The sequence below is a fragment of the Calothrix sp. PCC 6303 genome, assembly GCF_000317435.1.
GTDB lineage: Bacteria > Cyanobacteriota > Cyanobacteriia > Cyanobacteriales > Nostocaceae > PCC-6303.
This window is the reverse complement of the sequence record NC_019751.1, coordinates 4,369,440-4,393,895: the sequence shown is the minus strand read 5'-3', so window position 1 is coordinate 4,393,895 and position 24,456 is coordinate 4,369,440. Positions and strand designations below refer to the sequence as shown.

The window sequence follows — 24,456 nt, the reverse complement described above, 5'->3', positions numbered from 1 at the left end:
ATATTTTATATATAAGAGGATGTTTATAAATTCGGCAAAATCTTAATTTCTCAACTCTCTAATACTAATTAACCCAAATCCTGACACATATAGATTTCTTGTAGGGATTTATATAAGGAATTTCCCAGAAAATAATTCCCCAATACATACATTGGTGGAAAAGCCTAGAAGCCTGCACCACATGAGAATTTTTTAAATTGGAAGTCTCTAATCGATAAACTCAAAAACCATTCACTAAATTAAATAACAGCTATAATCTTTGCAGTACAAGCATTATCGAAATAGAATGTACCGATCCTGTTAACTTATGTATTGTTAATGGGAACAATAACTAATAAATCCTTTTGCATTATTATGCATGTTTAATAACACAACTGTCCTCACCACATCAGAATTAAAATCTGCCATCGTTCGTGATCCTCTGATAGTTAAGCCAGATATGACTCTGATAGACGCGATCGCTCAAATGAGTGGTGTGCGTACTCTTTGTGAGACAACTCAAACAATCGATGGGCAGCTGGATAATCTTTATCTAGAGGCACGGGCAAGCTGTGTATTAATAGTAGAAGAAGGTAAATTACTAGGTATTTTCACTGAAAGAGACGTAGTGCGTCTCTCTGCCCAGCAGTATTCTTTTGAGAATTTGAAGATTCGGGAGGTGATGACACATCCAGTAATCAGTTTGCGCGAGTCTGATTTTACCGATTTATTCTTTCCTGTTAATTTGCTTCAGCAGCACCACATTCGCCACATACCGATTCTAGACCAGCAGGATCAGGTGGTAGGACTGCTTACCAATGAAAGTTTGCGGCAGTCCTCTCGTCCAGTGGATCTGTTGCGGTTGCGATTAGTTTATGAGGTGATGACAAAGGAGGTGATTTGTGGAGCACCAGATAGTTCCATGTTGGCAATCGCCCAACTTATGGCAAAACATCGGGTTAGTTCCATCATCATCGTGCAACCAGATAATAGCGAAACAGAATCTCTACAAATTCCTGTGGGAATTATCACTGAGCGCGATATTGTGCAGTTTCAGGCATTGGGGTTAAACTTAAAAACTTGTTTAGCAAAGGTGGTAATGAGTACCCCAATTTTCGCAGTGAAACCCAATGATTCACTGTGGCTGGTGCAGCAACTCATGGAACAACGCTTAATCCACAGGTTGGCAGTGACGGGAGAGCAAGGTGAACTATTAGGAATTGTGACTCAGACCAGTTTGCTAAAAGCCCTCAACCCCTTGGAAATATACAAATTAGCCGAGGTGTTGGAAAAAAAAGTAGTAAAATTAGAAGCGGAAAAAATCGCACTCCTAGAAACCCGTACTGTTGAATTGGAGCAACAAATTGAAGCCCGAACGTTCGTTATCAAGGCGAAAGCGGAACGAGAGAGATTGGTGCTAGAGATTGCCACACAAATCCGTTCATCTCTAAGTTTGCAAACTATTTTGGACACAACCGTTGCTGAGGTGCGGCAATTGTTAGGGTGCGATCGCGTTAATATTTGGCAGTTTGATGCAAATTGGCAAACCATCACCGTTGCTGAATCCACTGATTCCCCAATGTCACTGCTGGGCAAACGCGTTATTGATACCTGCTTCCAAGATGACTACGCAAAAATTTACCGCCAGGGTCGGATTTGCGTCATGCGTGATATTTACAAAGCCAAAATCTCGGACTATCACCGGGATATGTTGATCCGCCTGCAAACACGAGCCAAAATTTTAGTACCTCTGTTTTGTGGTGAGCAGCTCTGGGGTTTACTGAATGTCACCGAAAGCCAGCACCCTCGCAATTGGGAAGCAGAAGAAATCGAACTGCTGGAAGCTTTGTCGGTGCAACTGGCAATTGCCCTCCAGCAAGCCACCAACCACCAAAAATTGCAGGAGGAACTGCACGAGCGTCAACGCATTGAATTGATTTTACAAAAACTGGTGACTGGAACTGCTACCGTCACCGGAGAGGATTTTTTCCCTGCTTTAGTACGCCACATTGCTGAAGCTTTGAATGTCCGTTATGCCGTTGTCACCGAAATAGTGGATAACAAACTTCATACTTTGGGGTTTTGGGCAAATGGAGCATTGAAGCCGTCAATGAGCTATTGTGCAGTGGATAATGCTTGTGAGTATAGCTTAAGAGATGGGGAATTTTACTGCCAAAGCAAAGTTCAAGAACTCTTTCCTGAAGATTTGAATTTGGCGGCAATGGAGGCTGATAGCTATGTGGGTATTGCTTTAAAGGATGATTTGGGTAATGCGATTGGCAACCTTTGCATTTTGGATACGCAGCCACTAACAGAAGCTCAACGTATAGAAGCGATCGCTATTCTCCAGGTATTTGCAGCTAGAGCAACCGCAGAATTACAACGCCAAACAGCGAACAATGCCTTACATCGCTTGAACCAGAACTTGGAACAAAGGGTGGAAGAGCGAACTGAACAATTACAAGCCAGAGAAGCGAAAATCGCCCAGCAATTACGGCTACAGAAAACATTAGGGGTAATTATCCAAAAAATCCGCGAGTCTTTGGACATCAGCGAAATTTTGGTAACAGTGACTCACCAGGTTAAAGAATTACTACAAAGCGATCGCGTGATTGTTTTCCGGCTATTGGGTGACGGTAGAAGTCAAATTGTCCAAGAAGCTGTATCTAATGAGTTTCCCGTCCTCAAAGATCGACAGTGGGAAAATGAAGTGTGGTCTCAAGAAATCCTTGATGGCTATTGGCAAGGAAAACCCCGTATCGTCCCTGATGTGATGAATGATATCTGGACCGAGTGCCTAGTGGAATATTCCCGTGAAGGCAAAATCCAGTCCAAAATTGTCGCACCAATCCTCCAAGACTTGTACAGCGGTGAAAGAGACCTCACCGTGGAACGAGGAGGCTTGCTTCCACTTCGTGAAAAGCATCGCTGGGTTGCCCCTTACTTAACTAACAAGCTGTGGGGGGTTTTGGTTGTCCATGCTTGTGAGGAGAAACGAGTCTGGAAAGACTCGGAAGCAGAACTCCTACAACAAATTGCTAACCAGTTGGCGATCGCCATTCAACAAGCGAGTCTTTTTGAACAGTTACAACAGGAACTCGCTGAACGACAGCAAGCTGAGGCAAAGCTCACCGATAGCAATCAACAACTAGCAGTTTCTAACCAACAACTGGCTCGTGTCACCCGCCTCAAGGACGAATTCTTAGCAAACATGAGCCATGAACTCCGCACCCCCCTTAACGCTATTCTCGGTATGACCGAAGGGCTACAGGAGCAAGTCTTTGGTGTTGTCAACGAGCAACAACTCAAAGCATTGCAACTGGTTGAGCGTAGTGGTTTACATTTGCTGGAATTGATCAATGATATTTTGGATGTGGCAAAAATTGAAGCTGGACAAATCGAACTAGACTATGCCCCAACTTCGGTAGCTCATCTGTGCGAATCAAGTCTGGTGTTTATTAAACAGCAAGCATTGCAAAAACGGATTCAACTTGAAATCAAACTTCAGATCAATTTACCAGATCTGTTCGTGGATGAACGTCGTATTCGCCAAGTATTAATTAATCTGCTTAATAATGCAGTCAAGTTTACCCCAGAGAGGGGGTGCATTACCTTAGAAGTTACCCAAATCACCCTGAATATATCGGATGCTGATTCACCAGAACAATATTTTTTACGTTTTGCTGTTAGAGATACTGGCATCGGCATTTCACCAGAGAATATTAAAAATTTGTTTCAGCCCTTCGTGCAAATCGATAGCGCTTTAAATCGTCAATATACAGGTACTGGCTTGGGATTAGCATTAGTAAAGCGAATTATCGAACTCCACGGTGGTTTGGTGGGGTTAACCAGTGAATTAGGTGTGGGTAGCTGCTTTACAATCGATCTTCCTTTTGCTCCCAATCATACCTCTCCATCAGTAATTGCAGCAGGTGATCAACCAGTTGCCACTTCAGAATTAGACCCTTCAAGTCCGAATGAAGTAGTCAACCTGACTCCCCTAATTTTGTTAGCAGAAGATAACGAAGCCAATATCAGTACAGTTTCTAGCTACCTTAAAGCTAAGGGCTATCGCATCGTGTTGGCACAGAATGGTCAAGAGGCTATCGACGTGGCTAAAACTCACCACCCTGATTTAATTTTGATGGATATTCAAATGCCAGGAATGGATGGTTTGGAGGCAATGAGACAGATTCGCCTCGATCCTAATTTGGCTGAAATTCCGATTGTGGCGCTCACAGCATTGGCAATGACAGGCGACCGCGATCGCTGTTTAACAGCAGGTGCTAATGACTACTTAAGTAAACCTATAAAGCTCAAACAACTAGCTAACACTATTCAACAACTTACAAATGCAGTTAAGGATAACAAGTGAATATACCCTCTATTTTAGTGGTTGACGATCAACCCGATAACTTTGATGTTATTGAAACATTTCTCAGCGAACAAGACTATACACTACATTATGCTGCTGGTGGCGAAGAAGCGATCGCGTCACTGGATTTATTGCAGCCAGATATTATTTTATTAGATGTGATGATGCCGGGAATCGATGGGATAGAAGTCTGCCGACGCATTAAAGCCATGCCTCAATGGCAACCAGTTCCCATCATTATGGTGACAGCCTTGAACGCAAAAAAAGACTTGGCTGAATGTTTAGCCGCTGGGGCTGATGATTTTATGAGTAAACCCGTTAATGCTATCGAGCTACGAGCCAGGGTTAATTGCATGTTGCGAATTAAAAAGCAGTATGACAGCCTGCAAGCTTTATTGCAACTGCGAGAGGATATGGTGAACATGATTGTGCATGACTTGCGGAATCCGGTTACTGGTATTCTACTATCGGCTGAAGTTCTGAGATTGCCGAATATTTCAGCCGAAAGAATGCTACGGAAGGTCGAGCAAATTACAATATCTGGAAAACAGTTACAATCTAGTATAGACAGTATATTGCTCTTAGCAAAATTAGAATCGGGTACAATGGTTCTTGATTATACTGAGGTTGATTTTTGTGCCTTATGTATGTCAGCCATAACAGATTTTAAGCCAATCGCATCTCAAAAAACAGTCACTTTGGTGAGTAAATTACCCGCACCTAGTAGTCTAATTAAGTTAGATGCAACTGTTTTTCGCCGAGTATTGGATAATTTGCTTTCAAATGCCATTAAGTTTTCACCATCCAACAGTCAAATAACTTTGGAAGCAGAATATTTGGAGGCAGGACATGCAAAAGTTAAAGTTGCTGATTTAGGTCCAGGAGTCCCTGATACATTAAAACAAAGTATTTTTGAGAAGTATGAGATTGGAACAAGAATGCAAAATGTTTCTCAAACTGGTTTAGGATTAGCTTTTTGTAAAATGGCAATCGAAGCGCATCAAGGAACAATTACTGTTGAAGACAATCATCCAAGGGGTAGTATTTTTACAGTGCTTGTTTAGATTTGAGCGCTATGGAATTTGCTGTAAATTATCTAACCTGGAGATCAATGCTGGAAATCTCTCCTACAGTGAGTATCCCAGAGAGCGAAATCGAACTGAGTGCGATTCGCTCCCAAGGGGCTGGAGGTCAAAATGTCAATAAAGTTTCTACTGCTATTCATCTACGCTTTGATATCCAAGTATCATCGCTTCCTGATTTCTACAAAGAACAGCTTTTAATGTTAAATGATCGCCGCATCAACAAAGAAGGGGTGGTTGTAATTAAATCTCAGGAACACCGCACTCAAGAGCAAAATCGAGAGGAAGCTTTGCAACGGCTACAAGAGTTAATTAAAAGTGTAGCTGTGCTGAAGAAAAAACGTAAACCCACTAAACCGACTCGCAGTTCGCAACGAAAACGCCTCGATAGTAAGATTAAGCGATCGCGTATTAAGTCTAGTCGCAAACAAGTTACAGATTAAAGTCTACCAATACACAAATAGAGACGCTTTTAACAAACGTCTCTAAGGATTATGCTGTAGTTTGACTATCAATGACCAATAGCTGGTGGTTGAACCATATCACCATTGTTGAAGTCGAAACCTCTAACACCTAATCTAGCCCGGATACCATGCCAAATGTGACCGAAAAGGAACATGGTAGCTAAGGCAATATGGAAAGTTGCTAACCAACCACGGGCAGAAACTACATTATCTGCTAAAGCAATATTACCTACCGCACCATAAAATACCTCTGGATAAACAGTATCATTTACCAAAACAAAGTAGGCAGCCAAGAATCCCATGTACGCGATCGCAGCTAAACTGTAAGACAGATACGCTTCACCAGACCACACTAATATTCTGCTTGCCCAGGCAAAAGGCTGACTCTTAATGTGCCAAATTCCACCGCCAACGCACATCAAACCAACCCAAATATGACCACCAACCACATCTTCAAGATTATCAACAGCAGCCATTCCCGCAGCACCATGGGCAGGAGTTAGGTAACTAAAAATGGTAAATGGATTCAGGGTTGGGTTAGTAATTATTCTCACATCACCACCATTAAAGGCAGGGTCAAACAATCCACCCCAAAATACTGCTTTTGCTACTAATAACCATGCCCCAATACCCAAAAGAATCAGATGAATTCCCAGGATATTGGTCATTTTATCTTTATCTTCCCAGTCATAGGCGAAGGCTGAATTTTTGGCTATGACTTCAGATCCCCGCAAACTATGGAACATCCCCCCAGCACCTAAAACAGCTGAAGAAATTAAGTGAATACTGGCAATCACAAAATAGGAATATGTATCAACAACTATACCAGCAGCCCCAACTCCAATTCCCAGAGTTGCTAAGTGGGGTATTAGAATTAAACCCTGTTGATACATGGGGATATCTGGATTGTAGTGGGATAACTCAAACAAAGTCATTGCCCCAGCCCAAAAAACAATCAAGCCTGCATGGGCAACATGGGCACCCAGCAGTTTACCTGATAAGTTGACAAGACGGGCATTTCCAGCCCACCAACCAACATCGGGAATATTGACATTTTGATTGGAAACAGAAGTTACTGTCATAATTATTCTTCTTGAGAATACTATTGAGTACAAAAAGGTACAGTAGGAACGGTGAGAAAATGAACTTCTCAAAATGCCATCAGCGTTTATTTATCAGCCTTGTAGCTAATCCCTAACAGCTAACTGTTTACACTATCACTACCAAATCTTGGAAAGATTACAATCCAAATGCTTGCTTTATTTTGGGTACCCAAACCTTGATTCGTTCATCTGTCAAGTCTGATTGGTTGTCTTCATCTAAAGCAAGTCCAATGAAGTTTCCATCCACTATGGCTTTAGATTCGCTGAAGTCGTACCCTGTGGTAGACCAGTTACCAACTGTCTCACCACCACGTTCTGCAATCTTCTCTGCCAACATCCCCATAGCATCCAAGAAGTTATCTGGATAGCCAATTTGATCTCCAACTCCAAAATAAGCAATCTTTTTCCCAGTAAAATCCACCTCATCCAATTCTGGAAAAAACCCTTCCCAGTCACTTTGCAACTCGCCAATATTCCAAGTAGGTGAACCAATAATTAAATACTTGTAGTCTTCAAAGTCTTCTGCTGAAGCTTTGGAAATGTCGTGAAGATCGATGATTTCACCGCCAAAAACATCACGAATTGTTTCTGCTACTGTCTCGGTTTTTCCTGTAGTGCTGCCGTAAAAAAGTCCTATTTGTCCTGACATTGATCCTCCTGAAAATTAATTGAATGTCCTTAATAGAAGTAATTACTAATTGACTAAGTTGCTTATAAGCTTGAGTAATTCTTGCCGCTGCCTATTTTCATCGAAGTTATATCGAAATTAGGGAACACCGAAAAATAAATTATCCCAAAGCCGCAGTTAGCCTCCAGTGGCGCAATCCCTTGCGCCCTAATGATGGCATAATTTTTGAATTGGAAATCCCTCATACAGTTTATAGCCCCCACAAGTCCAGGTGAATCACCTGTTTTTTGGATTGGTAAGCGATGTATGGGAGAAATCTGGGTTAGCCTTTGTCTTTTTCTGCACTTGCACTGTTGATGTCAACAAGCAAGCCAAATTCAGGTCAAAGTACAACTCTGCCCAGAAGATAATTGCAACTTTTAGTCAATAAGTTTAGATTACAACAAAAACCCAGTAAATGATAAATATTCTTATTTATTTTTATAAATAATCAAACACAAGGAACAACCATGTCATAAATATTGCAATAGACATAAGTGGTTACGCAAAATTAAATATATATTGTCTGCGACCCTAGGTTGCCACGCACCCTAGGGAAATTTTGAAAAAGTTTTTATCCATCCCCAAGCTGGAGAGCCGTGGTAAATTGCACCATTTTTGTTAAAGTCTCTACGTATTCAGGAACAGTTTCACCCCCAACTTCACAAGCAATCCGATCTACAGCTAAAATATCATCGCCATAAAAAACTTTACCCAACTCTACAGCCTGACCTTTATCTGGTTGCCAATCTTTACTGATAAACTTTAAGTTACCGTCCACCACCCCACCATCAAATAGATGTCCAATTGTAAAATAGACATCTTGCAATACCTGGGGAACTGATGGACGATGTAATTGTCCCCGCGATTTTTGACTACGGGCTTTATAACGCGCACGCGGGAATAAGCCGTAAAGATTTTTCAAAGAAGCAGAAATTAAAGGTGTTTTCAAAACAGTTCTTTTAAAGGCACCTACACTAATACGACAATCAACTTCTTCCAGAATTAGCGGTGCAAACATCGATTTAAAACGGACAGGTGAAGGTGAAAGATTAGGATATTCTTTTAAAGGTAATTCATCTGCATCTAAAAGCTGCATTCCGGAATCAAGTAATGAATATACACCCAAACGACTGGCAATATCAGCCAGGGAAACATCAGAACAAACTCCTTCAACAACTAAAATTTCGGCATCAGGACTAGCTTTACGTAGTCCTTGCAACACAGCACCCAAAACTTGCATACTCACAGTAACAGGTGCGGCAACTGGATAACCAAGGTTGGGTTTCACAAGAATGCGCTTGCAGTTAATTGCTGTTACTGGGGGTTGGTAAATGAAGTCAGAGGTGGCAACAACTTGAACCAGAGTCTGTGCAGTTTTGCTCATTACTAAAAAAGGAAAAATTAAAAATTTGACTTACTTGTATCTGGAGGCATCCCAGTTTTGCACTTTTGTCCGCAGGCTTTTAGCCTAGGGCTACAAAAACCAAGCCTGCGGAGGCAGGATACAAAATAATTTTAGTCTCCGGTAGACGCGATCGCAGTTTCTCTTCAAGCGGTAGCGCTATGCGTCTATGTCCGTATAGCGATACCCTTCCAGGGTATTGATTCAAAAAGTGGGATGCTCCCCTTGTATCTTTACCCATTTTTTTGGTAAAGACTTATAAAATAGCGAATCAGGTAAAATTTTGATGACATGTGGGGATATGAATGTATAAATTAACAGTCTGATTTTTTATTGAGAGCAGGTTTCCAAGAATATGCCTGTAAAATATCCTCAAGCTTTGCTCCCTTTACTTCTACTGTTTCAGCTTGTGTAAATAGATAAAAATAATCAATGCTAGCAATTTCTCAAACTATCTTTTTATTTTTCTTTCCTGCTTGCTTAAGTATTTTAAAACAAGTAATTTTTGGTACAGAATTAACCCATAGGCTATTGGCTTTAGGAACCTTTTTATTCTGCATAGAGCAAGCGAGAATGGCAGTTAAAGATTTGCAAAAAATTAGAGATGCAAAAAAACAATTTACCGATCATCGTTTGGAGATTTTCTATCGGATTACTATTAGTACAATTGTAATTGAACTGCTCGGATTTTATTTATGTTCGGTTTGGTTTGGATGGGGAGCAATTGTAATTTTGATTACTCAAATTTGGTTTAATTTATTTGCAAATCTCAAAATAGACTTAGATTCAGATATTTCTCTACAAACTTGGAAAATAACAGAACGTATTGCAGTTCTATCTGCTGATATTGGCGGCTTAATCCTAGTGATTTTATGGATGCAGGGAATTGCTTCTGACTTGATTGCTTGGGGATTATTTGGGATGGTGATACTCTACGGTAGTATCAAAATTATGCGTAGATTTAAACTGAGCTATATTTCAGTTAGGAGTAGTTAGTATGAGTTTTTTCAAAAATCAAATATCAGTTCTATATAAGTAGGAGAATTATTCCCAAGAATCAAAACAATTTCAAATACGCAAGATTTTAGATTCTTAACTGTACTATAATTTTATCTAAGTACTTATTAACTAATTTCAAGGATGCATAGAAATATGTTCAGAAAAATTATATTCTGGCTAATCTGGCTTGGATTTATTAGTTATGCTTTTCTATTTGCACCACCGGATCAGCCTGAGACTTTCGATTTAATTAAAGATATGGTGTTAGGTAAATGGGAAGGTATTAATCCGCTAGTTATCTCTCTGTTTAATCTTATGGGAGTTCTCCCAATGATTTACAGTTGTCTTCTATTTATCGACGGGAGAGGGCAGAAAGCACCAGCTTGGTTATTCGCTACGGCTTCATTCGGTGTAGGTGCTTTCGCGCTGATTCCGTATTTAGCTTTACGGGAGAAAAATCCCCAGTTTATTGGTGCAAAAAATACGTTTTTAAAGTTATTAGATTCTAGGTTTACAGGTATTATCCTGACTCTTACTGCACTGGTTTTGGTTTCATTTGGCTTAACTCAAGGTAATTGGCATAATTTCGTAGAACAATGGCAAACTAATCGTTTTATCCATGTGATGAGTTTGGATTTTTGCATATTGTGTGTACTATTTCCAACACTTATCAAGGATGATATGGCACGACGAAATATGAAAAGTTCTTTGCTATTTTGGTCAATAGTGATAATTCCTTTATTTGGTTCTTTATTTTATTTATGTGTTAGAAAACCATTGATTGAAGTTGATGGAGATATTGTTAATAGCGGGGAAAAACTAAATGAATCTAGTGCAAAAGTCATTTAGTTGGGTGGGTAATAGGCAGCACCCAAATCATATATTAAGGTAGGTAGGAATGGCTTAATATATAATTTAAATGCGGAAAATTTCCTAAAAATTGTGCTAAGAGTGTTAACGTCGCACCATGCCAGTCAAAGTGCTTCCCCAGAATTGGATCTAATCTACTGAACTCAGAGATAGGGTTTCAGTTCGATTTTGATTCTATTTATATGAAACCCTTTTCTCCACTCGTTTTCAAGTTTTTTGTCCTGTACTGAAATATTGACAGACTATTACGCCGATTAACTGGAGATATGAACTACCAACTCACGGGTATAATTGTGTTGGCGATGTTCCCAAACATAGATACCTTGCCAAGTTCCCAAAACTAATTGCCCCCTATTGATGGGAATATGTTCGGAAGTATGGGTTAAAACAGTGCGGATATGTGCTGGCATATCATCGGCACCTTCGGCATGATGAATGTATTGGGCAGCTTCTGGTACCAACTTTGCCATAAAATTAGCTAAATCTTTGAGGACATCGGGATCGGCATTTTCTTGGATAATTAAACTAGCGGATGTGTGGCGTAAAAATAAAGTGCAAAGACCTGTTTCTATACCTGATTCGGCAACGATTGAGGCAATTTTTGTAGTAATATTATGCAATGATTTACCACTAGTAGAAACGCGCAGCAATTTTTGATAGTGAGTCATTTGTCCAAGAGTTTTCCCTAACTTCTAATTCCCATGTTATCAGCCTATTTACTAGTGTCCCACGGTAGCAGGGATCCTCGCCCTGGTATTGCGATGCAGCAAATCGCCAAAATGGTATCCACTAAAATTGATATTCCTCCCGAAGATGCAGAAAAGCTAGTTGCTACCGCTTATTTGGAACTGCAACCACAACCTTTACATATTCAGATTTGTGAGTTTGCTAACTCGGTTTTAAAATTAGGTAGGGAGCAGCAAGCAGCGAGCAGGGAGGATGTTATCCTACCACTAACTGGGGAAATTTCTGTTGAAGAAGCACTCGCCAATCCAAAAGTAAATTTGAAAATTTTGCCTTTGTTTCTCCTTTCGGGGGTACATGTGATGGAAGATATTCCCTTAGAGTTGGAATTGGCAGAAAAGAAATTAGGTGCAAATATCCATAAAATTGATTTGCTGCCTTATTTGGGAACTTATCCCAACTTTAGGGAATTATTTACTAACCAAGAAACACCAGGCGATGCCACAATACTGATGGCACATGGTAGCCGTCGTCCTGGGTTTAGCAAAGATATTGAAATTGTGGCTTCGAGATTGAATGCTACAGCTTGTTATTGGGCAGTACCACCAAATCTAGAGACTACGGTACAGCAATTAGTTGACACTGGGAAGCGTCAGATTAAAATTATTCCCTATTTTCTTTTTGCTGGGGGGATCACTGACGCGATCGCTAATCACGTAGAAGCGCTAAAATTACAATTCCCTGGAATCAGTTTACACCTAGCTGAACCATTGGGAGCTAGTGAAGATTTAGCCAATCTAATTTGGGATTTGTTACAGCAATGAGCGGCACAGAGGATAAACATCTAAAATATCTAGGAAAAGTATATCTTGTCGGTGCGGGACCAGGAGATCCAGGTTTGCTGACAATTAAAGGTAAGGGATTGCTGGAATGTGCTGATGTGGTAATTTATGATGCTTTGGTGAGTGAGGCAATTTTGGCAATGATTAATCCCACCGCTGAACAAATTAATGCTGGGAAACGGATGGGTAGACATTCGCTGCTACAATCGGAAACTACCCAATTGATGATCGAAAAAGCCCAAGAACACCCCATAGTTGTGCGGTTGAAAGGGGGAGATCCTTTTATTTTTGGGCGGGGAGGCGAAGAAATGCAAGAATTATTTGAAGCCGGAATTGATGTGGAAGTTATCCCCGGAATTACATCTGGAATCGCTGCACCTGCCTATGCAGGAATTCCCCTCACCCATCGGTTACATAGTTCATCTGTAACATTTGTAACTGGACATGAGTCAGCAGGCAAGTACCGTCCGGCGATAAACTGGAATGCGATCGCTCAAGGCTCGGAAACCATTGTAATCTACATGGGGATTCACAATTTACCCATAATTGTGGAAGAATTAATTAAAGCTGGATTAAATACAGAAACACCAATAGCTTTGGTACGTTGGGGTACTCGTCCAGAACAAGAAGAATTAATTGGAGAATTAGGAACAATTGTTCAACAAGTGGAAAATATTGGATTTACAGCCCCTGCGATTGTTGTCATTGGTTCGGTTGTACAGATGCATAAATCTTGGGAAAGTATCCATATTGATTCCCTATGAGCCAAAAATCATCGATATTCACAATATAGCGATCGCATCAAGATTCCGAAACCCAGTTTTTCCCAGATTCACAATAGCCACCCTTATTTAATAGCATCCGCCACTAAACAAACATCGCGCATCTCTTTAACATCATGAACTCTGATAATATCAGCACCGTTTAAAATAGCTGCACAACAAGCGGCAGCAGTACCCCAAACCCTGTCTTCGGGATTTTCCTGCCCAATAATTTTACCAATAAAGCTTTTACGTGATGCACCCACTAAAATTGGACATTTTAGTTGCTTAAATTCCGAAAGACGGCGAATTATTTCTAAACTTTGGTCTGCGGTTTTAGCAAAACCGATTCCAGGATCGATAATAATTTTACTAGAATCGATACCTGTAGCTGTGGCGATTGCAATTTGTTGTTGAAAAAAGCGGAGAATTTCGCCAATTAAATCTTGGTAATCGGTTAAACTTTGCATGGTTTCCGGATTACCACGGATATGCATGATCACAATTGGTACATTTAACCTGGCGACAGTGGGAAACATTTCCAAGTCAAAGGTACCGCCGGAGATATCATTGATGATATCCGCACCAAGTTTAACAGCAGCTTCAGCTACAGTTGCCCTGGTGGTGTCAACGGAGATAGGAATCTGAGAAATAGAACGAATTGCCTGGATTGTGGGTAACACGCGATCGCATTCTTCATCCAGGCTCACTTGTGTGGCTCCTGGTCTGGTAGACTGTCCACCAACATCTACAATATCAACACCAGCGGCAATCATGGCTTGTGCCTGTGTTAGCGCGGCTGTAGCACTATTAAACTTACCCCCATCACTAAAGCTATCTGGCGTAACATTTAGCACCCCCATAATGTAGGTTCTCTGTCCCCAGTTTAAAATATAAGGGGGCAGGGAGCAGGGGGCAGAGGGGGGAAGAATCTCTTTCACAATATTGACTCTGCCATGACTAAATATTACTCCCGATAAGCAAGTGACAATATAAACGTTTCAAGACTCCCTCATACATAGATTAAGTCTAGTTTGATTCGTCTAAGTCACGTTAATTTTGATAATTAATGATCCTAGCAAAATCAGCCGCTTCCAAACTTGCACCCCCCACCAAAGCCCCATCAATTTCGGGTTGTGCCATAATTTCATCAATATTGTTGGGTTTTACAGAACCACCATATTGAATTGGTACATTTGGATTAGTTAATTGATTGCGAATTAAACCGATTACTCGATTTGCTTCCTTAGTTTCGCAGGTGTCACCAGTCCCAATTGCCCAAATTGGTTCATAGGCAATTATCAAGTTACTTTGATCAATATCCACCAAACCGCGTTTAATTTGATTGATAATGATGATCTCAGTTTCCCCATTATCTCGTTGTTGTTTGGTTTCACCCACACACAATATAGGTGTCAAGCCATGTTTTTGAGCAGCACGAATCCGTAAATTTACGGTTTCATCAGTTTCGCCAAAATATTGTCGTCTTTCGCTGTGTCCAATAACCACAAATCTCACACCGATTTCTGTCAACATCGGTGCAGAAACCTCACCAGTATAAGCTCCATTTTCTTCCCAATGGACATTTTGCGCTCCCAATTGGACACGGCTACCATGTAAACTTTTGGATAGGATATTTAGGTCAGTAAAAGGTACGCATAGTAGAACTTCCCTTTCTGATGGCGTTTCCTCTAGAGTTGGCAAAAAATCCCTGAGAAAGTCTTGGGATTCTGCCTGGGTTTTGAACATTTTCCAGTTACCAGCAATAACAATTTTTCGCACGGCTTATCTTGTCAACGTCAATACAATACTAAATGCATCTTTTACTGTAGACCATCGTGACACCATGCGATCGCGTGAGTTTTCTATTGCTTGATTTTGCGTGAGTCTATCAACACCAGTAAGACGCGATCGCAAAAAAATTATTACGATATATATTATGGTATCTCAAATCAGAATCCTTCAACATCACCATGACTCCAACCCTACCTCCAGACTCTAACCAAAGCGCTGACAATTCCCAATTGTGGGAGGAGGAGATGGATGCAGCTATTTACAGCTTTGATGAAATTCAAACCGAACTCCACTACAAACAAGCACAAACAGCATTACGGAATTTAGTTAATAAACTAGATTTAACTCCCCAAGAACAAACTGGTTTGGAAAGCGAAATTGGGGATTTGGAAACAATGCTGGCAAAATTAGATCAGATGGTGGTGCAAATTGCCACATTTGGCATGGTGGGAAGGGGCAAATCATCGTTGTTGAATGCTTTGGTGGGGAAAAAAGTCTTTGAAACTGGTGCATTGCATGGAGTGACACAGGTAGCGCAAAGTGTCAGTTGGGTAATTAGTGAAACAGAAAAGATTTCGCGGGTGACTTTTCCAGGTTTGGGTAAATCCCAGATGGAGTTAATTGATACTCCTGGATTGGATGAAGTGGATGGAGAAACTAGGGCAGAATTAGCAGAACATATTGCCAAACAAGCTGATTTAATTCTGTTTGTGATTTCTGGGGATATGACAAAGTTGGAATTTGAAGCGCTTTCACAGTTACGGGAAGTAGGTAAACCAATTTTACTGGTGTTTAATAAAGTTGATCAATACCCAGAAGCCGATCGCATGGCAATTTATGACAAAATCAGGAATGAAAGGGTTAAAGAACTACTTTCACCCGATGAGATAGTCATGGCAGCAGCTTCACCCATTGTGCGTAGTTTAATTCAGCGGGATGATGGTACCAGAACTGTCCAGTTACGCACTGGTAAATCCCAAATTGAGGATTTAAAGCTGAAAATTTTAGATATTTTGCACCGCGAAGGTAAAGCCCTAGTGGCACTAAATACGATGATTTACGCAGATGATGTAAATCAGCAGGTAGTGCAACGAAAATTAGCAATTCGAGAAGCTGCGGCAAATAAATTAATTTGGCAAGCGACAATGACGAAAGCAGTGGCAGTTGCTTTAAATCCCGTGACAGTGGTGGATATTCTCAGCGGTGCCGTCATTGATATCGTGTTAATTCTCGGACTTTCCAAACTGTACGGCATTGCCATGACAGAAGTAGGAGCAGTAAAATTACTTCAAAAAATCGCCCTCAGTATGGGGGGAATCACAGCTAGCGAACTTGTTGCCAATCTTGGTTTAAGTTCGTTAAAAACGATACTTGGTTTAGCAGCACCTGCCACAGCTGGTATATCTTTGGGGGCTTACGTATCCGTAGCTATTACCCAGGCAGGTGTAGCAGGCTTTTCATGCTATACCATCGGGCAAGTGACTAAAACTTACTTAGCACAGGGAGCAACCTGGGGGGATGATGGACCTAAAGCCGTAATTAATAAGATTTTGGCAACCCTTGACGAGTCATCTATTATTAGTCGCATCAAAGATGAATTACAGCAAAAAGTCAGAAAAGTTAGCTGATACCAACTCCCAAACGCCAATTCGCTAAATCAGCAAAGGATCTATCCCGATACTTCCCATAGCGTTCTGGTTTACTTTTAATTTTCATCCCCAAATCTGGTAAGATTCCAAAATTTGGTGGCATGGGTTGAAAATGCTTCGGTGATGCCGAACTAATAAATTCAAATAAAGCCCCCATCATCGTTGTATTAGGAAGACTCACAACTTCCTTGCCTAAAGCTAATCTAGCGGCATTTGTCCCCGCCAACCAACCACCCGCAGCCGCAGCCGTATACCCTTCCGTCCCAATTATCTGCCCTGCCGCAAAAACATGGGGACGTTCTTTAAATTGCAAACTAGTATTCATCAATTGCGGTGCATTAATAAAAGTGTTGCGGTGCATCACACCCAATCTGACAAATTCAGCATTTTCCAATCCAGGAATCATTTGGAAAATTCGCTTTTGTTCTCCCCAACGTAAATTGGTTTGGAAACCCACCATATTCCAAAGTTGCCCTTGTTTGTCTTCTTGACGCAACTGAATCACCGCGTAGGGGCGTTCTGGCAGTCCTTTCTCGTTAATTGGGGCATTGGGAGGAATTAAACCCACAGGCTTGAGGGGACCATATCGCATGGTTTCTTCACCCCGCAGTGCCAATTCTTCGATGGGTAAACAAGCCTCAAAAAACTTCACCTTTTCCCGATCAAAATCCTTCAGTTCCACCTGTTCAGCTTGACGTAGTTCTTGCCAAAACCGCAGATATTCCTCTTTATTCATCGGACAATTGAGGTATGCAGCTTCCCCTTTGTCGTAACGTGAAGCCATAAAAGCAATATCTCGGTTGATAGATTCACCCACAATAATGGGGCTGGCAGCATCAAAAAAGCTGAGATATTCCATCCCCGTGAGACGACGTAAATCTTCCGCCAAGTCGGGACTAGTTAAAGGTCCGCTGGCAATCACAACAATCCCATCAGTAATACTACGTACCTCATCTCGCCTCAACTCCACCAAAGGATGATTAGCTAAGGTTTGGGTTAAATCATGACTAAATTGACCTCGATCCACCGCCAAAGCCCCCCCAGCAGGAACCTTGTGTTCATCAGCTTTGGAAAGTACCACCGAACCCAAACGCCGCAATTCTTCATGGAGTAATCCAGTGGCTCTGTCAGCAGCCATCGCCCCAAATGAATTACTACAAACCAACTCAGCTAATTCCTCAGTATGATGTGCCCCTCCGAAACGTTGGGGACGCATTTCATGGAGAACTACGGGGATACCAGCTTGGGCAATCTGCCAAGCAGCTTCAGTTCCCGCAAGTCCTCCACCGATAACGTGAATTGGTTGTTGTGGCATTTGATGTAGTTAGGGAAGTCAATAATGAATATGATAGTTGATTCAGAATGTGAATTTACCTGAACTAGTTATTTTAGTTTCCTGATAGTTCACTATTTCAAGCTACTCAAGCTAGGTGTACTACCGATCGCTTGTCTACCATAGAGGATAGCTCCAAAGCCAGTAACGTACATCAACAAGCTATAAACGGCGGCGGGTACAGCCATGTCGGGATTATTGAGTAAACCAGCAGTAATAGCGATCGCTAAAGTTCCATTTTGAATGCCAACTTCAATGGCAATACATATCTGTTGAGACAACGGCAGCCGGAACAACTTCCCAGCCAAAAATCCTGATAGCGTTGCCAGTAAGTTGAGCAGCAGTACACCAATTCCCACCTGTACCAAAAATGTTGGAATTTTGCTACTTTCTCGAATCAGCAACAGGATAATTATCAGCGCTAATAATCCCACAGCAAGACGGCTCATTTGCTTTTCTAGGCTGCGTGCTGTGTCAGGAAACTGATGACGAATCGCCATCCCGATTGCCGTGGGTAGCAGCGTAATCAAGAATATTTGCAACATAGTACCTCCAATCGGCAGAGCGATCGCAGCACTTTTCCCCAGGAAATACTGAAGCGCCAGATTTGTAAACAGAGGAATCGTGAACACGGTGATAATGCTACTAACTGCCGTGAGCGTCACCGATAGAGCAACATCGCCCTTTGCCAGATATGTGAGTAGATTAGAAGAAGGACCTCCAGGACAGACTGCCAAAACAATTAGCCCCACAGCAATCTCTGGTTGCATGGGAACTACCAATGTGATTAGTGTTCCAATTAGAGGCAGTAGCAATATCTGGCTGACTGTACCCACCGCAACCGCTTTGGGGTAGCGAGTGATTCGCCTAAAGTCTTCTGGCAGCAGACTTAGCCCCATACCCAGCATGATAATTGCTAGAGCCAGAGGCAGTAAAATAGTGGTGAATAGGTTGCTTTGCATAAATGGTAAAGACTGACGAAAGGATCAGATTGAACCCGTCCAGTCCAGAAACTAAACAGTTGCTAGTTTACCAAAAAATTGGGTCTAAAGCCCCGTCCTTGTAGGACGGCTTTTTCATGATTATTGCTCATAATTGTGGGAAAATTACGTTAGTACATCCAACGTAAATATGCTGGTATTTGAGGCAAAGCTTGAGGGATTTAAAGAGCAGTATCAGTTGCTAGATGAAGCAATTAGAACTGCTCGTTTTGTCCGCAATGCTTGTATCAGATACTGGATGGACAACGGCAGGTGCTACCCTGCGGGAACGCTTTCAGCGAACAAGTCGGGAGACCCGCCCAACGCACTGCCTCACAAAAGTATCGGCAGGTACGAGTTGAGTGCTTATTGTGCTGTGCTTGCTAAAGCAGCCGAGTTTCCTTGGGTGTCGAAACTTAACTCGATGGCTCGTCAAGCTAGTGCTGAAAGAGCATGGTCTGCCATTGCGAGATTTTTTGACAATTGCAAAAAGTCTAAACCAGGCAAGAAGGGATTTCCAAAGTTTAAGAAAGAACAAACTCACGGGAGTGTTGAATATAAAACCACTGGATGGTGTTTGTCCGATGATCGCAAGTTCATCACTTTCACTGATGGTTTTAAAGCAGGAACTTTTAAACTCTGGGGAACCCGTGACCTGCACTTTTACCAACTCAAACAGTTTAAAAGAGTGCGGGTTGTGCGTCGTGCCGATGGGTATTATGCCCAATTTTGCATTGATCACCAACGGGTTGAAAGGCGAGAACCAACGGGTAAAACTATTGGTATTGATGTGGGGTTGAACCATTTCTATACAGATAGCAATGGGGAAACAGTCACCAATCCTAGACACCTGCGTAAATCCGAGAAGTCTTTGAAACGGTTGCAGCGCCGGATGTCCAAGACTAAAAAAGGGTCTCAAAACAGAATTAAGTTTAGAAATAAACTTGCGCGTAAGCATCTCAAAGTAAGTCGCCAACGTAAAGACTTTGCTGTAAAAACAGCAAGGTGCGTAGTGAGGTCTAACGACCTCGTGGCGTATGAAGATTTGATGGTGCGAAATATGGTCAAGAATCATCGCTTGGCTAAGTCGATTAGTGATGCGTCGTGGTCGCTGTTTCGTCAATGGGTTGAGTATTTTGGCAAGGTCTTTGGGGTGGTGACAGTTGCTGTGTCGTCTCACTACACCAGTCAAAATTGCTCGAATTGTGGGCAAATTGTCAAGAAGACTCTTAGCACTAGAACTCATATTTGTCCTCATTGTGGGCATACCCAAGACCGAGATTGGAACGCAGCACGCAATATACTGGAAAAAGCATTAAGTACGGCGGGTCACGTCGGAACTAAAGCCTCTGGAGAGACTGATCAATACTTGGGTGGGGAAACTCCTCCAAGCAAATCAACTCGTGGAAAGAGGAAACCCAAGAAGTGATTCTTGGAATCCCCGTGCATTTATGCCGGGGAGGATGTCAAATCTTCGTATATTGCAGCAATATCACAACGAAAATCAACACTGCTAAATTCAACTATTTCCCCTACTCCAAATCGATAAAGTTCCCATCTTCCCTTTTCATTTCTCCGAAAACATTCCACATTCATCCGATCTTGGGAAACTAAGACGTATTCCTGTAAAGATGGTAAGTAAGTATAATCTTGAAACTTTTTACCCCGGTCAAAGCCTTCTGTAGTATCCGAAAGTACTTCGATGATTAGACAAGGATGAGATTTAAAATAATCGGAAGCTTGATCGCGGGTATCACAAGTCACCATAACATCGGGATAAAAGTAGCGGTTAAGCTCTTCAACCTGTGCTTTCATATCTGCCATGTAGACACGGCAACCACTTCCCCGATGGTGATTTCGCAATAACATGTATAAGTTACCTGTGATGGTGACATGGGCATCACTTGCCCCTGCCATTGCATAAACTTCCCCATCTATATACTCATGCTTGATTTGGCTAATTTTCTCCCCTTCTAAGTATTCTTGGGGTGATAAGTGGTTTTGATGATGATTTGTAATCATGAGCTTTGTGATTTTGATCTTTCCATACTTCATGTTAGCGATTCACATCTAAATACAGGTCGCTATGTTTATGACTCACATTCCGCACCCCAACTGTCACACCGCAATTAAATAGAATTAACTTGTCAATTTGGGAATAATAACTAGCGTAAAGATATTACTTAAATTCCACTGGTTTTGAGGTGCTAGATAATAGCGAAGATTCGCTTCCACCTGGATTTCTGAAGCTTGACACACAACACAAGTAAATAATACAAAAAGTCAATTATTCTGTTATGAGTTTAAGAAAGACAACTATATTTCCTGCTTCTGCGGGGTTGCAGCTATGCCGATTTCGGTGGGGATATTTGCTGGCGATCGCCCTCCTCCCTGGTTGTACCCCATCCCCTAAAAAGTCTTCCCCAACTTCTGCTGTGTCTTCCCCAGAAACTGTTCTCCGTATTAGCGTGCAACCGACTCAAGATCGAGCCGAGCAAGAACGGATGATTGCACCTTTGGATGCTCACCTAGAAAAGGTACTAGGACAACAGGTCGATTTTATCATTGCCAAAGACTACCAAGATAGCGTAAATATGTTGGTGGATCGACGAACCAATGCTCTCTATGGTGGAGTTGTCTCCTATTTTGAAGCCTTGGAACGGGGGGCAAAAGTCATACCCCTGGTGGCACCCATCGATGCAGGTACTGTTCGACCCTGGTATCGTTCCTGCTTGGTTGTGGCGGCAAATAGTTCGATCAAAACCTTAAAAGACTTGAAGGGTAAGCGGGTAGCTTTTGTCAACCCCTCCTCCACATCGGGTTATCTCATGCCTGTAGCGGCGCTCAAACAAGAGGGAATTGACCCAGATCGGAATTTCGCCAAGGTAGTGTTTGGGGGAACCCATGCGGAAACTGAGGCGTTATTGGCAGCAAATCGGGTCGATGCCATTGCGACTAATTTGGCTACCTATAATCAATGGCAAAAAGAAAGTAAGGCTGAAAATGCTCGGATGATTTGGCAGTCAGACCCGGTACCCCATGCTCCCATACTGGTTTCTAGTGACATACCACCGGAGTTGTTGGAGAAACTTAAGGAAGCTTTTTTAACTACACCTACGGGAATTAAAGATCTGATGGGTGCTAAAAGTGCTGGATATACCTTGGTGGAAGCGGAGGATTACGAATCCATTGGGGAATTACGCCGTCAAATCAACTTATCAGGGGAGAGCAGCCAATGAAAATATCGACAAAGTTTGTGAGTCTTTCGGTGACATTGGTGGGAGCGATCGCGCTAATTTCTGGTGGTAGTACCCTCTGGCGTAACCATATCCAAGAAACCACCCATGAAAGGTATACCCAAGCCCAGCGACGGATTCAAGCGGCAACCCTGGTGCAAAATCGCCTGTATGCGGAAATTATCGAACTCAAGGATCATATTTTGTTCCGCAATATAGACGAGGAAAAGGAGGATGAATTCGATGTGGGGATTGAAGAGGCACTTGATGAGTTGGAATCAGTGGTATCGACACCGGAGATTAAATATATCCGCGCTCGACAGGAAATTTTTGAGGAATTAGAAGAAAATGTGATTGAGGGGATTAACCAGGGATTAATCAAAACAGAAGTTGATATTAAGGCTGATTTTCGAGCTATCAACGGCTTTATGCGAGATATTGACTTTTTTTTGGGTAAATTAAGCAAGCAGGCTCAACAACAAGCCGACGAAGCAGAAAAAGAATTAGAGCGGGTAGAAGCGATCGCTACTAATGTTTCCTACTCCACCATTGTCCTCTTGATGTTGATGGTGTTAGGTCTATTTTGGGTAGTTTTGCGCCCCACAATTCAATCCCTCAAACAACTTCAGGAAGGAGCAAACGAGATTGGCATGGGTAATTTATCTCATCGGATGGAAATCCATACCCAGGATGAAATTGAGCAGCTATCCCAGGCGTTTAACCGGATGGCAGAAAGTTTGGGAATTTCCCAAGTTAGTTTACAACAAAAGTTAGAGGAAATAGAAGTTGCCCGCGCCGCCGCCGAAACCGCTAACCGTGCCAAAAGCCAATTTCTTGCCAACATGAACCACGAATTGCGGACTCCCCTCAACGGTATCCTGGGTTACGTGCAAATCCTCCAGCGCGACACCACTACAAATGAGAAACAAATCAAGGGTTTCCGGGTGATTCATCAGTGTGCTTCCCATCTCCTCACCTTGATTAACGACATTCTCGATTTATCGAAGTTGGAAGCGCAAAAAATGGAACTCTATCCCCAGGATTTCCATTTTGCTAATTTCCTTGCTTCGACTGCCGATATTTGCCGGATTAAAGCAGAGCAAAAGGGCGTAGAATTTAAGTTTCAACCGGGAGCGAATTTACCGACGGCGATTCATGCTGATGATAAACGGTTGCGGCAGGTGTTACTAAATTTACTGAGTAATTCCGTGAAATTTACGGACTTTGGCAAAGTCTCCTTCCGAATCGAAGTTGTGGATGATACATCCACCGATTGCGAACGCATTCGCCGCATTCGTTTCCAGGTTAAAGATACGGGTATTGGGATTGTACCGGAAAAACTCGCCTCGATTTTCTTACCCTTCGAGCAAGCAGGGAAACGGGAACGGAACATAGAAGGTACGGGATTAGGACTTGCCATTAGCCAGCAAATTATTGAGAAAATGGGTAGTAGCATTCAAGTTGAAAGCACTTTCGGTCAAGGTAGTTGCTTTTGGTTTGAGCTAGATTTACCCCTTGTTTCCGAATGGTTCACCGGAGACGCGATCGCAAATCAAACTATCATTGGTTACGAAGGGGAACGGCGCAAAATTCTCGTGGTGGATGACCGGGAGGAAAATCGCCTAGTTGCCGTGAATATGCTGGAACCCTTGGGTTTTGAACTTGCAGAAGCAGAAAACGGACAGAAAGCGCTGGATATTGCCCTAGAAATGAGTCCCGACCTAATTATTACTGATGTTCACATGGCGGTCATGGATGGCTTGGAAATGACCCGTCGGTTGCGTCAAATATCCAACTTTACCAAAACCCCTATTATCGCTTCCCCTGCAACTCTATCAAAGGTGGATATGCAGGATAGTTTGGATGCCGGGTGTAGCAGTTTTTTCCCCAAACCTCTGGATTTGAATGGATTATTGGCGGAAATACAGCGCCTTTTAAAATTACAATGGATTTCGGAAACTAAGCCAAATACTCTAGTTTTAGAGAATAATCACCACATAGATGGGGAAGAACTAGTATTTCCACCCCCAGCAGAACTTGCTGCCCTTTATACAGCTGTTCAGGGTGGTTTTATGAGTGAGGTACAGCAGGAAGCCAACCGCCTCAAACAATTAGCTCCCAAGTACATCCCTCTAGCCAACCAAATTTTGGAACTGACTCAACAATTTGATGATGAAGCTATTCTCCGGTTACTAGAACCTTGGGTATAATTCACTACTCTCAAATCCCCTTA

At 42.1% G+C, this 24,456-nt stretch carries 21 protein-coding genes and 1 pseudogene; 11 read left to right on the top strand and 11 right to left on the bottom strand.

The window, feature by feature from the left end; genetic code table 11:
- The first annotated feature begins 358 nt into the window (after positions 1-358).
- Genes CAL6303_RS17965 through arfB form a run of 3 tightly spaced genes read left to right on the top strand, consistent with a single transcriptional unit; the run spans position 359 to position 5,879 of the window.
- On the top strand, positions 359-4,354 hold the full coding sequence (locus tag CAL6303_RS17965) for a GAF domain-containing protein (protein WP_015199243.1): 3,996 nt from the start codon (positions 359-361) through the stop codon (positions 4,352-4,354).
- Positions 4,351-5,418: a hybrid sensor histidine kinase/response regulator gene (locus CAL6303_RS17960; protein ID WP_015199242.1), complete on the top strand. Its 1,068-nt coding sequence runs from the start codon at positions 4,351-4,353 to the stop codon at positions 5,416-5,418. The genes CAL6303_RS17965 and CAL6303_RS17960 overlap by 4 nt, the downstream gene beginning before the upstream one ends.
- Positions 5,419-5,465: 47 nt before the next feature.
- A complete protein-coding gene (gene arfB, locus CAL6303_RS17955; RefSeq protein ID WP_015199241.1) occupies positions 5,466-5,879 on the top strand; it encodes an alternative ribosome rescue aminoacyl-tRNA hydrolase ArfB in 414 nt (137 codons plus the stop codon).
- 77 nt (positions 5,880-5,956) lie between these two features.
- On the opposite strand, the pseudogene CAL6303_RS17950 reads toward arfB, so the two are convergent.
- From CAL6303_RS17950 to CAL6303_RS30005, 4 genes and pseudogenes are all read right to left on the bottom strand, one after another.
- Positions 5,957-6,982: pseudogene (locus CAL6303_RS17950) on the bottom strand (chlorophyll a/b binding light-harvesting protein); the annotation flags it as partial.
- A gap of 157 nt (positions 6,983-7,139) precedes the next feature.
- Positions 7,140-7,652, bottom strand: coding sequence for a flavodoxin FldA (gene fldA, locus CAL6303_RS17945; protein ID WP_015199239.1), 513 nt, complete (start codon positions 7,650-7,652; stop codon positions 7,140-7,142).
- 592 nt (positions 7,653-8,244) lie between these two features.
- Complete coding sequence (locus CAL6303_RS17940) at positions 8,245-9,057, bottom strand: DUF362 domain-containing protein (protein ID WP_015199238.1); 813 nt, start codon at positions 9,055-9,057, stop codon at positions 8,245-8,247.
- 79 nt (positions 9,058-9,136) lie between these two features.
- Positions 9,137-9,316, bottom strand: coding sequence for a hypothetical protein (locus CAL6303_RS30005; RefSeq protein WP_015199237.1), 180 nt, complete (start codon positions 9,314-9,316; stop codon positions 9,137-9,139).
- Between the two features lie 191 nt (positions 9,317-9,507).
- On the opposite strand from CAL6303_RS30005, the gene CAL6303_RS17935 reads away from it, so the two are divergent.
- Entirely contained in the window at positions 9,508-10,071 is a 564-nt protein-coding gene (locus CAL6303_RS17935) for a hypothetical protein (protein ID WP_015199236.1), read from the top strand.
- 156 nt (positions 10,072-10,227) lie between these two features.
- Positions 10,228-10,923, top strand: a complete 696-nt coding sequence (locus tag CAL6303_RS17930) for a hypothetical protein (protein WP_015199235.1) — start codon at positions 10,228-10,230, stop codon at positions 10,921-10,923.
- 275 nt (positions 10,924-11,198) lie between these two features.
- On the opposite strand, the gene CAL6303_RS17925 is transcribed toward CAL6303_RS17930, so the two are convergent.
- On the bottom strand, positions 11,199-11,612 hold the full coding sequence (locus CAL6303_RS17925) for a secondary thiamine-phosphate synthase enzyme YjbQ (protein WP_015199234.1): 414 nt from the start codon (positions 11,610-11,612) through the stop codon (positions 11,199-11,201).
- Positions 11,613-11,645: 33 nt separating this feature from the next.
- On the opposite strand from CAL6303_RS17925, the gene CAL6303_RS17920 reads away from it, so the two are divergent.
- Together CAL6303_RS17920 and cobA are read left to right on the top strand one after the other, a co-directional pair.
- Positions 11,646-12,452 carry a sirohydrochlorin chelatase gene (locus CAL6303_RS17920; RefSeq protein WP_015199233.1) on the top strand — a complete coding sequence of 269 codons (807 nt, stop codon included), beginning with the start codon at positions 11,646-11,648 and terminating at the stop codon, positions 12,450-12,452.
- Positions 12,449-13,234 (top strand): uroporphyrinogen-III C-methyltransferase, encoded by a 786-nt coding sequence (cobA, locus tag CAL6303_RS17915; RefSeq protein WP_015199232.1) that lies wholly within the window; start codon positions 12,449-12,451, stop codon positions 13,232-13,234. Before CAL6303_RS17920 ends, cobA begins: the two co-directional genes overlap by 4 nt.
- Before the next feature lie 83 nt (positions 13,235-13,317).
- On the opposite strand, the gene folP is transcribed toward cobA, so the two are convergent.
- The 3 genes from folP to CAL6303_RS31500 form a co-directional block, all read right to left on the bottom strand.
- Positions 13,318-14,094: a dihydropteroate synthase gene (gene folP / locus CAL6303_RS17910; RefSeq protein WP_083866375.1), complete on the bottom strand. Its 777-nt coding sequence runs from the start codon at positions 14,092-14,094 to the stop codon at positions 13,318-13,320.
- 190 nt (positions 14,095-14,284) lie between these two features.
- Complete coding sequence (gene tpiA / locus CAL6303_RS17905; RefSeq protein ID WP_083866327.1) at positions 14,285-15,013, bottom strand: triose-phosphate isomerase; 729 nt, start codon at positions 15,011-15,013, stop codon at positions 14,285-14,287.
- A 3-nt stretch (positions 15,014-15,016) separates the two neighbouring features.
- A complete protein-coding gene (locus CAL6303_RS31500) occupies positions 15,017-15,148 on the bottom strand; it encodes a hypothetical protein (RefSeq protein ID WP_255348426.1) in 132 nt (43 codons plus the stop codon).
- Positions 15,149-15,204: 56 nt separating this feature from the next.
- On the opposite strand from CAL6303_RS31500, the gene CAL6303_RS17900 reads away from it, so the two are divergent.
- Positions 15,205-16,653 (top strand): GTP-binding protein, encoded by a 1,449-nt coding sequence (locus CAL6303_RS17900; RefSeq protein ID WP_015199229.1) that lies wholly within the window; start codon positions 15,205-15,207, stop codon positions 16,651-16,653.
- Here the strand turns inward: CAL6303_RS17900 and trmFO are convergent.
- A complete protein-coding gene (trmFO, locus tag CAL6303_RS17895) occupies positions 16,646-17,989 on the bottom strand; it encodes an FADH(2)-oxidizing methylenetetrahydrofolate--tRNA-(uracil(54)-C(5))-methyltransferase TrmFO (protein ID WP_015199228.1) in 1,344 nt (447 codons plus the stop codon). The two genes, CAL6303_RS17900 and trmFO, sit on opposite strands and share 8 nt — an antisense overlap.
- Positions 17,990-18,081: 92 nt before the next feature.
- Positions 18,082-18,969, bottom strand: a complete 888-nt coding sequence (locus CAL6303_RS17890; protein WP_015199227.1) for a bile acid:sodium symporter family protein — start codon at positions 18,967-18,969, stop codon at positions 18,082-18,084.
- A 169-nt stretch (positions 18,970-19,138) separates the two neighbouring features.
- On the opposite strand from CAL6303_RS17890, the gene CAL6303_RS17885 reads away from it, so the two are divergent.
- Entirely contained in the window at positions 19,139-20,416 is a 1,278-nt protein-coding gene (locus CAL6303_RS17885) for an RNA-guided endonuclease InsQ/TnpB family protein (RefSeq protein ID WP_015199226.1), read from the top strand.
- Positions 20,417-20,436: 20 nt separating this feature from the next.
- Here the strand turns inward: CAL6303_RS17885 and CAL6303_RS17880 are convergent, their stop codons facing one another.
- Positions 20,437-21,009 (bottom strand): Uma2 family endonuclease, encoded by a 573-nt coding sequence (locus CAL6303_RS17880; protein WP_041740747.1) that lies wholly within the window; start codon positions 21,007-21,009, stop codon positions 20,437-20,439.
- Positions 21,010-21,284: 275 nt separating this feature from the next.
- Between CAL6303_RS17880 and CAL6303_RS17875 the strand changes: the two genes are divergently transcribed.
- Both CAL6303_RS17875 and CAL6303_RS17870 read left to right on the top strand, forming a co-directional pair.
- Positions 21,285-22,226, top strand: coding sequence for a phosphate/phosphite/phosphonate ABC transporter substrate-binding protein (locus tag CAL6303_RS17875; RefSeq protein ID WP_015199224.1), 942 nt, complete (start codon positions 21,285-21,287; stop codon positions 22,224-22,226).
- Positions 22,223-24,433, top strand: a complete 2,211-nt coding sequence (locus tag CAL6303_RS17870; protein WP_015199223.1) for an ATP-binding protein — start codon at positions 22,223-22,225, stop codon at positions 24,431-24,433. The genes CAL6303_RS17875 and CAL6303_RS17870 overlap by 4 nt, the downstream gene beginning before the upstream one ends.
- Positions 24,434-24,456: the final 23 nt, after the last annotated feature.